At 64.2% G+C, this 13,001-nt stretch carries 13 protein-coding genes; 6 read left to right on the top strand and 7 right to left on the bottom strand.

What is annotated here, in order from left to right; genetic code table 11:
- Positions 1 to 159: 159 nt before the first annotated feature.
- Positions 160 to 1,245 (top strand): YeiH family protein, encoded by a 1,086-nt coding sequence (locus VRS74_RS04630; protein WP_354144070.1) that lies wholly within the window; start codon positions 160 to 162, stop codon positions 1,243 to 1,245.
- Positions 1,246 to 1,251: 6 nt separating this feature from the next.
- Here the strand turns inward: VRS74_RS04630 and VRS74_RS04625 are convergent, their stop codons facing one another.
- Entirely contained in the window at positions 1,252 to 1,728 is a 477-nt protein-coding gene (locus VRS74_RS04625) for an Lrp/AsnC family transcriptional regulator (protein WP_354144069.1), read from the bottom strand.
- A gap of 115 nt (positions 1,729 to 1,843) precedes the next feature.
- On the opposite strand from VRS74_RS04625, the gene VRS74_RS04620 reads away from it, so the two are divergent.
- The 5 genes from VRS74_RS04620 to VRS74_RS04600 all read left to right on the top strand — a co-directional run bounded on the left by VRS74_RS04620 (position 1,844) and on the right by VRS74_RS04600 (position 4,872).
- The gene (locus VRS74_RS04620) at positions 1,844 to 2,092 is read left to right on the top strand and encodes a DUF6356 family protein (protein WP_354144068.1); all 249 of its coding nucleotides are present in this window, start codon (positions 1,844 to 1,846) and stop codon (positions 2,090 to 2,092) included.
- Positions 2,093 to 2,224: 132 nt separating this feature from the next.
- Positions 2,225 to 3,337 (top strand): CaiB/BaiF CoA transferase family protein, encoded by a 1,113-nt coding sequence (locus tag VRS74_RS04615; protein WP_354144067.1) that lies wholly within the window; start codon positions 2,225 to 2,227, stop codon positions 3,335 to 3,337.
- Entirely contained in the window at positions 3,334 to 4,089 is a 756-nt protein-coding gene (locus tag VRS74_RS04610) for an enoyl-CoA hydratase/isomerase family protein (RefSeq protein WP_354144066.1), read from the top strand. Before VRS74_RS04615 ends, VRS74_RS04610 begins: the two co-directional genes overlap by 4 nt.
- Positions 4,086 to 4,403 carry a YciI family protein gene (locus VRS74_RS04605; protein WP_354144065.1) on the top strand — a complete coding sequence of 106 codons (318 nt, stop codon included), beginning with the start codon at positions 4,086 to 4,088 and terminating at the stop codon, positions 4,401 to 4,403. Before VRS74_RS04610 ends, VRS74_RS04605 begins: the two co-directional genes overlap by 4 nt.
- Complete coding sequence (locus VRS74_RS04600) at positions 4,396 to 4,872, top strand: hypothetical protein (protein ID WP_354144064.1); 477 nt, start codon at positions 4,396 to 4,398, stop codon at positions 4,870 to 4,872. The genes VRS74_RS04605 and VRS74_RS04600 overlap by 8 nt, the downstream gene beginning before the upstream one ends.
- A 25-nt stretch (positions 4,873 to 4,897) precedes the next feature.
- Here the strand turns inward: VRS74_RS04600 and VRS74_RS04595 are convergent, their stop codons facing one another.
- The 6 genes from VRS74_RS04595 to VRS74_RS04570 form a co-directional block, all read right to left on the bottom strand.
- Positions 4,898 to 5,875 carry a quinone oxidoreductase family protein gene (locus VRS74_RS04595; RefSeq protein ID WP_354144063.1) on the bottom strand — a complete coding sequence of 326 codons (978 nt, stop codon included), beginning with the start codon at positions 5,873 to 5,875 and terminating at the stop codon, positions 4,898 to 4,900.
- Positions 5,876 to 5,905: 30 nt separating this feature from the next.
- Positions 5,906 to 6,754 carry a formate/nitrite transporter family protein gene (locus tag VRS74_RS04590; protein ID WP_354144062.1) on the bottom strand — a complete coding sequence of 283 codons (849 nt, stop codon included), beginning with the start codon at positions 6,752 to 6,754 and terminating at the stop codon, positions 5,906 to 5,908.
- 152 nt (positions 6,755 to 6,906) lie between these two features.
- On the bottom strand, positions 6,907 to 8,091 hold the full coding sequence (locus tag VRS74_RS04585; RefSeq protein WP_354144061.1) for a CaiB/BaiF CoA transferase family protein: 1,185 nt from the start codon (positions 8,089 to 8,091) through the stop codon (positions 6,907 to 6,909).
- The gene (locus VRS74_RS04580) at positions 8,088 to 9,986 is read right to left on the bottom strand and encodes a hydantoinase B/oxoprolinase family protein (RefSeq protein WP_354144060.1); all 1,899 of its coding nucleotides are present in this window, start codon (positions 9,984 to 9,986) and stop codon (positions 8,088 to 8,090) included. Before VRS74_RS04580 ends, VRS74_RS04585 begins: the two co-directional genes overlap by 4 nt.
- A 3-nt stretch (positions 9,987 to 9,989) precedes the next feature.
- A complete protein-coding gene (locus tag VRS74_RS04575) occupies positions 9,990 to 12,059 on the bottom strand; it encodes a hydantoinase/oxoprolinase family protein (RefSeq protein WP_354144059.1) in 2,070 nt (689 codons plus the stop codon).
- A gap of 24 nt (positions 12,060 to 12,083) precedes the next feature.
- Positions 12,084 to 12,998: a hydroxymethylglutaryl-CoA lyase gene (locus tag VRS74_RS04570; RefSeq protein ID WP_354144148.1), complete on the bottom strand. Its 915-nt coding sequence runs from the start codon at positions 12,996 to 12,998 to the stop codon at positions 12,084 to 12,086.
- Positions 12,999 to 13,001: the final 3 nt, after the last annotated feature.

The raw sequence follows: 13,001 nt of genomic DNA, 5'->3' as shown, positions 1-13,001 counted from the left end.
GCAGAACTTTGCTTGATCGAGCAGCCGCCTTGAGGCGGCCTACACCAGCCGCTAACAGGCGGATTGTGCGGAGATTGTTCCGCCGAGCTGCATGGGCAGCAGGTGTGGAGAGACCATGCTCGATTGCAAGCCGACCCGCGTCAGGCCCGGATTGATCGCATGACAAGGCGCGATCCCGAACCCGCGCTCTATGCTGGCGACCTGTTCGGAGAGATCTACCAGTCGCAGCAGGTCGAACCTCCGGTCGCTGCGACGCCGCGCACGCTGGCGCCGGGGCTGGTCACATGCCTGATCGCTGCGCTCGCCGCCATGTGGCTGGCCGAGCATTATGGCTTTCCCGCGATCCTGCTGGGCCTGCTGATCGGGCTGGCGCTCAACTTCCTGTCCGAACATCCGGCATTGGGGCAGGGGCTGGACTTTGCCGCGCGCCATTTCCTGAGGTTCGGCATCGTGCTGCTGGGCATGCAGGTGACGCTGGCCCAGATCGGCGGGATCGGCTGGCTGCCCTTTGCCGGGCTGCTGGCGATCATGGCTTCGGCCTTCGGTGCTGCGCTGCTCGGCGCGCGGATCGTCGGGCAGGGGCGTTACGCTGGCGTGCTGGCAGGCGGCGCGACCGCGATCTGCGGCGCGTCCGCAGCGCTGGCGCTCTATGGCGTGATCGGGCGCGACCGGCTCGACCAGTCGCGCTTCACCATCACATTGGTCGGCATCGCATTGGCGAGCGCGCTGGCGCTGTCGCTCTACCCGCTCATCGCCGAGACGCTGGGCCTGAACGATGCGCAGGCGGGCTATCTCGTCGGCGCTTCGATCCATGATGTCGCACAGGCGATCGGCGGCGGCTTTGCGATTTCCGATGCGGCAGGCGCGCAGGCGACGATCATCAAGCTGGCACGCGTGGCATTGCTCGCTCCCGTCGTAGCGCTGGTGGCGCTCTGGCTGGGTGAGGCAGGGCGCGGGGAAGCTGGCCCGCGGCCCGCATGGCGGAGGATTTCGCTGCCGTGGTTCATCGTCGCCTTCCTGCTGCTGGTGGTGCTGAACAGTTTCGCGCCGATGCCCGACGGCTTTGCAGAGGGCGGGCTGGCCGCATCGAAATTCCTGCTGCTGCTGGCGGTCACCGCCACCGCGATGCGCTCGCAGCTCTTGCTGCTGATCGAAGCCGGGTGGCGGCCGCTGGTGCCGGTGATGGCGGCGACGCTGGCCTCATTCGCCACTGCGCTGCTCGTATCGGTGACGCTGATCGGCTGACCCTGCTCAGGCCGGGCGCGGCAGCGCGGTAGTGTATTTCATCTCTTCCATCGAAAAGCTAGCGGTGACGTCGGCGAGGCCGGGCACGCGCCGGATCAGCCGCTGATAGATGCGGTCGTAATCCGCAATATCGCGCACCCTCAGCTTGAGCATGTAGTCGATGTCGCCCGCCATCCGGTGGCATTCGATGATTTCTTCGATCCCGGTGATCGCTTCGTGGAAGGCGGCGAGCCATTCGCCGTCGTGCCTGCTGGTGCGGATCGCGACGAACACGGTGGTGGCGAAGCCGACCCGCGCCGGATCGACCAGCGCCACGCGGCGCGCGATCACGCCTGTCTCCTCCATCCGCTTGATCCGCCGCCAGCAGGGATTGGTCGACAGGCCGACGCGGTCGGCAATGGCCTGCACCGGGAGCGAGGCATCAGCTTGCAGCAATGCAAGAATCGCCCAATCCTTGGTATCAAGTTCATGATGAATAGTCATAGACAGTGTGTTTATCCCAAAATTGTGAGATTTTCCATCAATCTTTGGGATTTCATTGCGCTCGCGGCGTGCTATCCAGCTGCGCAGGACCGAACAGGGGGCTCGAAGACAGGCAATGGATCGCAGCACGATCACGAAAGCATTCACCGAACATCCCGCATCGGTGGGCGAAACCTATGGCGAGCATCTGGTGCATGCCACCGGCTTCGGCGTGCGGATGGTGCTGGGCGGGCTCGCCTGCATGCTGCACGGCCTCTTGCCATTCCTGTTCGTCAAGACCGGCAGCAAGCAGATCGAAACGCTGCACGGCAAGATGATCGTCAATCGCAGCAAGCTGCCCCAGCCGCTCGACTTCGTGATCTGATCGCGATCGGGGGTCACCGCGCCCCTCCCAACAAAGAGCATCCCGTCGCCCGAAAAATCGGCTAACGTGCTGTCCGGATTGCCGGACTGCACTGCAGCGGCATGCCGGTAGCGAAGGGGAAAAGCAGCCATCATGGGCAAACTGTCGGGCATTACGGTAGTCGATCTGACGCAATTCCTGCCCGGTCCGATGATGACGGTGATGATGGCGGACCAGGGCGCCGAAGTGATCAAGGTCGAACCCGCCGCGGGCGATCCGGCGCGCGAACAGGCCCCGTTCGATAGCTATGGCGGTGCCGAACATTCGGTGTGGTTCGCCAATCTCAACCGCGGCAAGCAGAGCGTGACGCTCGACCTCAAGAGCGAGGAAGGCAAGGCGCACTTGCGCGAGCTGTGCCGCCGCGCGGACGTATTCGTAGAGGGCTTCCGCCCCGGCGTGATGGCGCGGCTCGGCTTCGATTACGAAGCGGTCAAGGCGCTCAAGCCCGATATCGTCTATTGCTCGATCTCCGCCTTCGGGCAGGAAGGCGCGCTGGCGCATCACCCCGCGCATGACATGGCGGTGCAGGCCATGGCGGGCTTCCTGAGCGTCAATGACGGGCCCGACGGCGCGCCGGTGGTGCCCGGCGTCGCCAGCAGCGACATGGCCGCGGGCCTTACCGCGCTGTCGGCGGTGCTGATGGCGCTGGTGGGCCGCGACCGCACGGGCGAAGGTGCCTATATCGATTGCGCCATGTTCGACAGCCTGCTGCCGTGGTGCGTCCACACTGCAGGCAGCGCGATCGCTGGCGGGCCAAGCCCCAAATCGGCGGAGCAGCGTTCGCTTGGCGGGGCGGGCTTCTACCAGGTCTATGAAACGAAGGACGGCAAGCATGTCGTGCTGGGCGGGCGCGAGATCAAATTCGCGCGCAACCTGCTGCATGCGCTTGGCCGTGGAGACCTGCTCCCCTTCGCCGAAGCTCCGGCGGGGCAACAGGGTGAGCTGATCGACTTCCTGCGCACGACCTTCGCTACCCGCACGTGCGACGAATGGGTCAGCTGGTTTGCCGACAAGGATGTCGCCTTCTCGCCCGTGCTCGATTTCCGCGAAGCGCTCGACGAACTACATATTGCCGAACGGCAGCTATGGGTCGAAAGTGAAGGCGGCGGGCATCACATCGCCCCGTCGATCCGGTTCGCGGGAGACAGTTGGACGCCGGGCCCGGTGCCCGGGCTGGGTGAAGCCAATAGGGAGTGCTTGTCATGAACCTACGCCTCGAAAAGCAAGGCGCGGTAGCGCGGCTGGTGATCGACCGGCCCGACGCGCGCAATGCGATCAACATGGCGATGTGGGAAGCCTTCCCCAGCCTGATCGCCGAAGCGGAGGACGATCCGGCGATCCGCGTGCTCGAACTGCGCGCCGCCGATGGCGCGGGCGCCTTTTCGGCGGGCGCCGACATCAAGGAAATGCTCGCCAACAAGGACAATATGGGCTGGCGCGAAGCCAACCAGGCCGAGATCAACCGGGTGCAGTACGAGCTGGCGCGGGTCGATCTGCCGACCGTTGCCTTCATCGATGGCGATTGCATCGGCGGCGGCTGCGGACTGGCGCTGGCTTGCGACATTCGCGTCGCGACCAAGCGTTCGCGTTTCGGCATCACTCCGGGCAAGTTGGGGCTGGTCTATCCGCTGCACGACGTGAAGCTGCTGACCGACCTCGTCGGCCCGGGGCAGGCCAAGCGGATCCTGTTCACCGGCGAACTGCTCGATGCGGAAGAGGCGCTGCGGATCGGGCTGGTCGAAATCCTGTCTGACAGCGCCGATGCGCTGATCGAACAGATTCTCGCGGCCTCGACCTTCTCCGCGCGCGAGAACAAGTCCTTCGTCCGCCGCGTGCTTGACGGGCAGGTGGCCGACGATTCGATGACGCTGGGCATGTTCGACGCCGCCTTCGGGCGTGAGGATTTCGAAGAAGGCTCGCAGGCCTTCCTCGAGAAGCGCAAGCCGAACTTCAAATGAAGAAGCTGTTCGCCTTCTACTGCCGCGATGGCGAGCACAGCGCGATCTTCCGCGAGCACAGCCATGACGCGCTGATCGAGCACTTCGCCGAACATGGCAAGGATTTCGCGGTGGCGGGGCCGATGGTGAAGGGCGACAAGATCGTCGGGTCGCTGCTGGTCATCAAAGCGGTGGACGAAAGCGACGCGCGCGCCAAGCTCGAAGCGATCCCCTATTTCTCGGTCGGCGTGTGGCAATCAATCCGCGTCGACGAGTTCCGGCCGCTGTTCGGCGACTGGGCCGCCAGCCTGGAAGAGGAGGCGAAGCATGGCTGAGGATCTGGCCGAAGAGCTCGAAGCCTATGCCGCGGCATGGAGCCGTGTGGCGACCGACGGCATCGCCGATTTCTGGCGGCACGACCATTTCCGCTTCTACAAGGCGGAGGACATGCGCGAGCTGTTCACCGAATTCCCCGGCGTGCTGGCTTACTGGCGCAGCAATGAGAAGCTGCACGACAGCGTATCGCTCGAATTCCACGGCGTGCTCGACCTCGGGATACCCGGCCCGGCGCGGCTCGTCAGCGCTCGGATGGAATGGCGCATCGACTACCGCGAGGATGCGCTCGATGCGGGCGGCATGCCTCATCGCCATGCCAGCAAGGCCACGTCCGGCTGGAACCATGTGCTCAGCCTGTGGGAACAGGTCGACGGGCGCTGGTATCTCACCGGCTGGTGCGAAGCGCCCGATGGAGCGCCGACCTATCTCACCGACCTGATCTACCGCGTGGCGGGCGATTCCGACTGACGCATAGCCCGGCCGGATTGGCCGGTCAGGGGATCAGGACGGTCGAGCCGGTGGTCTTGCGCGCTTCGAGGTCGCGATGCGCCTGCGCCGCTTCCAACAGCGGATAGGTCTGGCCGATCGTCATTTCGACCTTGCCGCTGCCCAGCATGCTCCAGACCCGGGCGATGCCGAGCGCGCGATCTTCGGGTGATGCGTAATAGTGGAATAGCGTGGGGCGCGTGACGAAGAGCGAGCCCTTTTGCGCCAATGTGCCCAGATTCACGCCTTCGACCGGGCCCGAGGCATTGCCGAAGCTGACCAGCAGCCCGCGCGGGCTGAGGCTGTCCAGCGAGGCGACGAAAGTGTCCTTGCCCACCCCGTCGAACACCACCGGCACGCCTGCACCATCGGTCAATTCGCGTACGCCAGGGGCAATCTCGTCGCGGTCATAGCGGATCACATGGTCGCAGCCCGCCGCAAAGGCGATGTCGGCCTTGGCCTGCGACGAGACGGTGCCGATCACTTGCGCCCCGATCGCCTTCAGCCATTGCACCATCAGCAGCCCCACGCCGCCCGCCGCGGCATGGACCAGCACAATGTCGCCCGGTTTCACATGGGCGCAGCGTTCGATCAGCGCTTCGACCGTCGCGGCCTTGAGGATCGCGGCAGCCGCGGTATCGTCAGGAATGTCGCCGGGTAGTTTGTAGAGCGCATCGGCGGGCATCACGCGATGCGTGGCATAGGCGCCAAGCCCCGGCCCCATATAGGCGACGCGGTCGCCCGCTTCGAAGCCGGTCACGCCGTCGCCCAGCGCAATGATACGCCCGGCCGCCTCGAGTCCCAGCCCGCTCGGCAGTTCGATCGGGTAGAGCCCGGTGCGGTGATAAGTGTCGATGAAGTTCAGCCCGATCGCGCTGTGTTCGATCAGCACTTCGCCCGGCCCGGGTGCGGGAATCTCGCCTTCCACCCATTCGATCACTTCGGGGCCGCCGAACTGGCGGAATTGCGCGCTAAGGCAAGTCATCTCTCTGGTCCTCCCAAGGATATCGCTTCGTTACATGCGGCGGCTGCCCGCGTCCGCTTCGTCATGCAAGCGGCTGACGGTTGCCTTCAGCTCGCGCCGGATCTGCGCCCAGGCGATCAGCGCGAACAGCACGGTTCCGCCGATCACATTGCCGATCAGCGTGGGCAGCACATTGGTCAGCATCATTTCGCCGAGCGAACCCTGGCCGGTCCAGGCCAGCAGGAAGATCTCGCAAGATCCCACCACGACATGGGTGAAGCCGCCCACGGCGATGACATAGGTCACTAGCAGGATCAGCCCCAGGAAGCTTTCGCCCGAGCTGGGCCGCATCCACACCAGCGCGGCGATCAGCAGGCCTGACGGCAGCCCTTTCACCAGCGATTCGGTGAAGCTGAGGTCGGCCACTTCCTGGCTGATCGAGAGCATCGATTGCAGCGTTTCAGGCGTTACCATCGGCGTTTTGGCAAACATCAGGGCCATGATCGCGGTACCGATGAAATTGGCCAGCAGGCTGATGCCCCACACCCGCCCGAGATTGCCGACATTGCGCGCGGACGGGTTGGCGATGGTCGGCAGCACCGGGGTGATCGTGTTCTCTGTGAACAGTTGCAGGCGGCAATAGATCACCAGGATAAAGCCGATGGCGTAACCCAGGCTTTCGATCGCATGGCCCGCCGGAAGATCGGCGGTCTCGTGATGCAGCACTGCTTTCAGCAGCAGCGAGAAGGAGATCAGAAAGCCTGCCGCAATGGCCGACCAGAACAGCGAGGCCGAGGGCCGACCCATCTCCTCGATCCCTTCGCGCGCGACCTCGACGTAAATCTCGGGCGAGGTCAGCGACTCGCTTTCGCCCCCCATGATGATGTCAGGATCGTTCATGCGCGCTCCCGCAAGTGCGGCGACATGGGCCGCCTGCCTGCCTTATCAAGCGACAGGGCAGGCGATCGTTCCTCATGCAACCATGTGCGCGTGTGAACCGGCGGCGTGAACAGCTTCGGCGGAACTGCCATTCCGGCTTGATTTGCCCGTCATCAAACTATGCCCTTTTCAGACAATTCCCTGAGCTTCTGCTCGTCGATGCCCAGAAGCTCGCCATAGATCTCACGATTATGCTGCCCAGGCTCTGCAGGTGCCGGACGACGCACGCCCGAAGGAGTCCGCGAGAGCTTGGGAAATGCATTCTGCATCTTGAGCTTGCCGTAACGTGTCGTTTCGACTTCGATGATCGCTTCGCGGGCCTGGAAATGCGGATCATCGATCATCTCCGGGGCTCGGTAAACCTTGCCGGCGGGGATGGAGTAATCGATCATCGCTTGCTCGACTTCGGCGACCGTATGGGCACTGGTCCAGTCGTTCACCAGCTGGTCGAGTTCGACCTGGTTCTCGCCACGGGCAATATGGGTGGCATATTTCGGGTCCGTCGCGAGTCCGGGCTGGCCCATCGCCTGCGCCAGACGGGCAAAAATCTCGTCTTTGTTGGCGCCAATCATGAAATGCCCGTCCTTGCATTGGTAGACGTTTGAGGGAGCGACGCCGGGAAGTATCGAGCCGGCCCGCTCGCGGATGTAACCATTGCGATCATATTCCGGCACAAGTCCCTCCATGACCTGGAGAACGGCTTCGTAGAGCGCTGTGTCGACCACTTGGCCGAGGCCCGTCTTCTCGCGGTTGTGCAAGGCGGCGAGCACGCCCATGCAGCCATAGGTCGCGCACAAGGTGTCGCCAATTGAAATCCCCATGCGGGCGGGGGGACGATCAGGTTCGCCCACGATATAGCGCCACCCGCCCATCGCCTCACCGATCCCGCCAAAGCCGGCACGATCCGAGTAGGGACCATCCTGGCCATAGCCCGACATGCGTGCAATAATCAGGCCCGGGTTGTCCTTGTGCAGTTGTTCGGGTGCCAGGCCCCAACGCTCAAGCGTGCCGGGCTTGAAGTTCTCAACCAGGACATCGGCGGTCGCGATAAGCTTGCGCGCAAGCTCTTGGCCTTCAGCAACGCGCAGGTTGCAGGTGGCCGAACGCTTGTTGCGCCCGATGACTTCCCATTGCACCTTTTCTTGGCCTTGGCCCCACAAGCGCATCGGATCTCCGGCACCGGGCGGTTCAAGTTTGATGACATCAGCCCCCATATCACCCAGCAATTGGCCACAAAACGGGCCAGCCAGCAGCTGGCCCATTTCCACCACCCTGAGCCCTTCGAGGGCGCCACTCATTCTGCCGCCTCCCGCAGCTCTCCGGAATGTCTCCAGACGGGCTGCTTCGGCGCGGGCAGGCCCGTTTCGGCCTGGCAATTGGCGCGCAGCGCCTCGATGCCGGGACCGTAATCGAACAGCGGCAACTCGCCGCGCGCGGCCTTCATTTCGCTGCGCAGCTTTTCTGTGGCTGCAGCATCGATCGTGCCATCCGCATCGGCCACAACACCATAGGCGCGCGCGCCTTCAGCGGTGACCAGCCCCTGCCGGATTTCGAGGCCGACGACCTGCGGATCGCGTTCGAGCGGGTCGCCCCAACCGCCGCCGCCCCAGGTGATGAAGTGGAGCAGGTCCCCTTCCTTCACCGGCACGTCTTCCACCTTGTTGCCGACGATTTCAGTGCTGCCGTCGGCGCGCTCCAGCACCTTCTTCGCGCGTTTCCCGGGATGTCCGCCGTTAACGCCCCAAGGCGGCACGAACCAGCGGTCGTCATGGATCGCGATGTGACCGTCAGCCAGGAAACGATAGGTCATGCGGATGCCGTTGCCGCCGCGATGCAGGCCTGCGCCGCCGCTGTCGGGCTCGGTTGAATAACGCTCGATACGCATCGGGAAATAGCGCTCGAGGAATTCGTTGGGGACATTGGTGAAGCCCGGCCATAGCGAATGCCCGTCCGGTCCATCACCCAGCGGCCGCCCGGGAATTCCGCCAAAGCCGATCTGGAACAACTGGAACCATTCGCCCTTGTGTGCCTCGCGGTTGTCCCAGCCTGAGTAGAACAGGTGGGGGCTAGAGCTGAAGCCTGCCGCATTGAGGAATTCGGGGGTTTTCTGGCCCAGCAACCCGCCCAGAATGTCGAAAATCCGCCCCAGTGCGTGGGTGCGGCCCGATAGCGCGGCGGGGAATTTGGGCTTCAGCAGCGATCCTTCGGGGATGCGCACGTCGATCAGATCGTAGAACCCGTCATTGAACAGGATCTGCGGGTCGAACACCATGATCATGTAGATCCCGAAGAACATCTTGAACATGTTCTCGTTGAGATAGAAATTGATCGAAGCGGCGCTTTGCGGATCGGTGCCATCGAAATCGAGGATGACCTTGTCGCCCTCGCGCCACATGGTGCACTTGATCTTATAGGGCCCGAAGCCCTTGCCATCATCGCAGACGTAATCCTCGAAGCTTACCGGCTCCTCGGCCACCGCCATGCCGATCAGCGCCTTCATTGCGCGATAGTTGCGGTCAAGCAGTTCCTGCGTTGCCGAAACGTAGACGTCGTCGCCGAAACGCTCGGCCATCTCCACCACGCGCCGCGCGGCAACGCGGCACGAGGCGATCAGCGCGTTCAAGTCTGCCTGGCACCAGTCTGGCTTGCGGGTCTGGTGCATGACGAGCTTCATCAGGTCGTCATTATATTCGCCCTTCTTCCAGATCTTGACCGGCGGGATGCGCACCCCTTCCTCGAAGATCGAGCTGGCGCCGATCGGCATCGATCCGGGCACCATGCCGCCGATGTCGCTCTGGTGGCCGAACATGGCGGTATAGGCAATCAGGCGGCGGTCCTTGAACACCGGCAGCAGCACTAGCCAGTCGTTCGAGTGGCTGATTGCGCCCTCGCAGGAATAGGGATCGCTCAGGAAGATCATGTCGCCATCTTCCAGCGTGCCGTCAAAACCCTTGAGGAAGCCGTCGATGAAGCTGCCGAACTGGCCCACGATCATCTTGCCCTTGGGGTCTGCGATCAGCGGGAAGGCGTCCCCCTGCTCGCGGATGCCGGGGCTCATCGCGGTCCGCACCAGCGTCGCGTCCATCTCGATCCGGGCATTGCGCAGCGCATTCTCGATGATGTCGAGCGTGACCGGATCGATCGCGACCTTCTTGAAGGGCGTAGGATTGGTTTCGATGATTTGTGCCGGCATCGCTTAGCCCTCCGCGCTCTTGGTTTCCTGGGGGTTGATGAGAATATTGCCGACCTTGTCGACCGTGGCCACGCAGCCGCTTTCGACCAGCGTGGTCGAATCCATTTCGGTGATGATCGCCGGGCCGGGGATCACATCGCCCTGGCGCAGGCGGCTGCGGTCATAGATCACTGCGGCCTGTTCCTTGCCGTCCATCCACAGCGTGTGATCGCGGATCTTGGCCGCGGAAGGATCGCCGTCACCCTTGGGCAATTCGGCGGCGGGCAAGTCGGGCGCCTGGCCCAGCGCCACCGCGCGCAGGTTCACGATTTCGTGCGGGGTATCCATGTTGAAGGTGAACAGCCGCAGGTGCTCTTCGTCAAAGCGCGCCAGGATGCCTGCGATCCCGTCCGCCTCCAACACTTGCTTGTCGATCGTCAGCGGCACTTCGAAGGCCTGCCCGGCATAGCGGATGTCGACTTCGAACTGGGCGGTGATCTGGTCTTCCGGCACGCCATCGGCCAGCAGCTCGCCGCGGGTCTGCGCCGCCATTTCGTCCAGCACCGCCTCAAGGTCAGCGATGGTGGCGTCTTTCGCCAGGCGCGAGAAGCTGCGCGCGGTTTCCGCGCGCATCCGTGTGGTCGCATCGCCCAATGCGCAGAGCACGCCGGGGCTGACCGGGCTGATCGCGGGCCAGCTGCCCATGAGCCGCGCGACGGCGTTGACATGGAGCGGGCCGGCCCCGCCGAAGCCCATCAGCGCGAAGTCGCGCGGGTCATAGCCCTGCTGCACGCTGATCATGCGCAGCGCACCGAACATGTTCTCGTTGACGATATCGATGATCCCGCGCGCGGCTTCCATCAGCCCCACGCCCAGCGCATCGGCCACGGTTTGCACCGCCTTCTTGGCGCCTTCGCGGTCGAGCTTGAAGCTGCCGCCCAGGAGGTTTTCGGGGAGGTAGCCCAGCACGACATTGGCGTCGGTCACGGTCGGCAGCGTGCCGCCCTTGCCATAGGCGACCGGGCCGGGCACCGCGCCCGCGCTTTCCGGCCCGACCCGTAGCGCCTTGGTCAGTTCGGGCACATGGGCGATCGAGCCGCCGCCCGCGCCCACGGTCTTCACGTCCAGCGCCGACGCGCGGACCGAAAGGTGCCCGACATCGGTGGTGCGCACGCGGCGTGCCTCAAGCCCTTCGATCAGCGCCACGTCGGTCGAGGTGCCGCCGACGTCGAGCGTCAGGATATTCTCGAAGCCGGCGTTCTTCGCCACCCACAGCGCGCCCGTCACCCCGCCGGCGGGGCCGGACATCAGGATGTTGACCGGATGCTCCTCGGCCTTCTGGCTGCTCATCAAACCGCCGTCCGAACGCAGCAGCGACAGCTTGCCCTGCAGCCCTTCGTCTTCCAGCTTGGTGCGCAGGTTGGAGACATATTTGCTCACCACCGGGCGCACCGCCGCATTGGCGACGGTCGAGAGCGTGCGCTCGTACTCCTGCATTTCGGGCAGGACTTCATGGCTGAGCGAGACGGGGATACCGGGCAGTTCCTCGCCTGCGATTTCGCCGATGCGCTTCTCATGCGCGCCGTTAACGTAAGCGTTGATCAGGCTGACCGTCAGCGCTTCGATGCCGTTAGCCTTGAGCTTGCGCAGCGCGGCGCGCACCGCAGCCTCGTCCAGCGGGCGTATTTCCTTGCCATCGGCTCCCATACGGCCGGGTACCTCGACCGTGTCCTCCAGATGTGCCAGCGGGGTCGGCTTGGGCCACACGATCCACGCCGCAAGGCCGCCCGGCACGAAGCTGCGCGCGATCTGCATGATGTCGCGATAGCCCTCGGTGGTGACGAGGCCGACCTTGGCGCCCTTGCCTTCGAGCACCGCATTGGTCGCGACGGTCGTGCCGTGGAGGAAATAGGAGATATCGCTGGGGGACACTCCGGCTTCCGCCGTGATCGCCTTCACCCCGTTGAGGATGCCCTCGGAACTGTCATGCGGGGTCGATGGCGTCTTGTGGCGCCAGAATTTCCCGCTCGTCTCGTCGAACAGCAGCAGATCGGTGAAGGTTCCCCCGACATCGACGCCCAGCCTGTAAGTCATAATCTCTCCGTGGCTTCGGTTTCGTCAGGCCGCGCGTGCGACCATCGATGGCAATTCGCGGCCCAGCCTTTCGGCGAACCAGCGGTTGGTGGTGATGGCGGCATCCAGATCGACGCCGCTGTCGATGCCTGAACGCTCCATCATGTAGATAAGGTCCTCGGTCGCGATATTTCCGGTCGCCTTGGGGGCGAAGGGGCAGCCGCCCAATCCGCCGAGCGAGGCATCGAAGATCCGCACACCAGCCTGACACGCCGCCCAGGCATTGGCGATGCCGGTGCCGCGCGTATTATGGAAATGCGCCCGCATCGGTATCCGCCCTTCGAGCAGTTCGCCGAGCTCTGCGAACAGCTCGCTCACCTGTGCCGGAATGCCGACGCCGATCGTGTCCGCCAGCGCGATCTCTTCGGGCTCTTCCGCCGCTATTTCCTCGGCGATGGCGAGCACTGTCGCAGGTTTCACCTCACCTTCGAATGGGCATCCGAAGGCTGCGCTGATTGTAACCTGCGCACGCATCCCCTCGGCCTTGGCAAAGCGGATCATGTCGCGATTTTCGGCGATACCTTCGGCGATGGTCTGCCCCTGGTTCTTCTGGCCGAAGGTGTCGCTGGCGACCAGTACACAGCCGACCTGGTCGATCCCACGTTTGCCGCCGTCGCGGGTGGCGAGGCCGCGCAGCACGCCGCGCTTGTTGAGCGTCAGCCCGATATAGGTCGCGTCGGCACGATCGGGCAGGCCGGCGATGACGGCTTCGGCATCGGCCATTTGCGGGACCCGCTGCGGGTGGACGAAACTCGCCACTTCCAGCCGCCGCGCGCCGTAGTCGAGCATGCGGTTGATCAGCGCCAGCTTCACCTCGGTCGAGATGATGTCGGGCTCGTTCTGCAACCCGTCGCGCGGGCCGACTTCTACCAGTTCGATGGAGGAAACATTTGTATACATTTC

It is taken from the genome of Altererythrobacter litoralis, assembly GCF_036324225.1.
Lineage (GTDB): Bacteria > Pseudomonadota > Alphaproteobacteria > Sphingomonadales > Sphingomonadaceae > Erythrobacter > Erythrobacter litoralis_A.
This window is presented reverse-complemented; position numbering and strand designations above follow the sequence as displayed.

Excerpts from the sequence above, each read along its gene's own strand:
- VRS74_RS04610 (WP_354144066.1), top strand. The coding sequence starts at position 3,334 with ATGAACCTACGCCTCGAAAAGCAAGGCGCGGTAGCGCGGCTGGTGATC.
- VRS74_RS04570 (WP_354144148.1), bottom strand. The coding sequence starts at position 12,998 with ATGTATACAAATGTTTCCTCCATCGAACTGGTAGAAGTCGGCCCGCGC.
- VRS74_RS04620 (WP_354144068.1), top strand. The coding sequence starts at position 1,844 with ATGGATCGCAGCACGATCACGAAAGCATTCACCGAACATCCCGCATCG.
- VRS74_RS04590 (WP_354144062.1), bottom strand. The coding sequence starts at position 6,754 with ATGAACGATCCTGACATCATCATGGGGGGCGAAAGCGAGTCGCTGACC.
- VRS74_RS04585 (WP_354144061.1), bottom strand. The coding sequence starts at position 8,091 with ATGAGTGGCGCCCTCGAAGGGCTCAGGGTGGTGGAAATGGGCCAGCTG.
- VRS74_RS04600 (WP_354144064.1), top strand. The coding sequence starts at position 4,396 with ATGGCTGAGGATCTGGCCGAAGAGCTCGAAGCCTATGCCGCGGCATGG.
- VRS74_RS04595 (WP_354144063.1), bottom strand. The coding sequence starts at position 5,875 with ATGACTTGCCTTAGCGCGCAATTCCGCCAGTTCGGCGGCCCCGAAGTG.
- VRS74_RS04580 (WP_354144060.1), bottom strand. The coding sequence starts at position 9,986 with ATGCCGGCACAAATCATCGAAACCAATCCTACGCCCTTCAAGAAGGTC.
- VRS74_RS04630 (WP_354144070.1), top strand. The coding sequence starts at position 160 with ATGACAAGGCGCGATCCCGAACCCGCGCTCTATGCTGGCGACCTGTTC.
- VRS74_RS04625 (WP_354144069.1), bottom strand. The coding sequence starts at position 1,728 with ATGACTATTCATCATGAACTTGATACCAAGGATTGGGCGATTCTTGCA.
- VRS74_RS04605 (WP_354144065.1), top strand. The coding sequence starts at position 4,086 with ATGAAGAAGCTGTTCGCCTTCTACTGCCGCGATGGCGAGCACAGCGCG.
- VRS74_RS04575 (WP_354144059.1), bottom strand. The coding sequence starts at position 12,059 with ATGACTTACAGGCTGGGCGTCGATGTCGGGGGAACCTTCACCGATCTG.
- VRS74_RS04615 (WP_354144067.1), top strand. The coding sequence starts at position 2,225 with ATGGGCAAACTGTCGGGCATTACGGTAGTCGATCTGACGCAATTCCTG.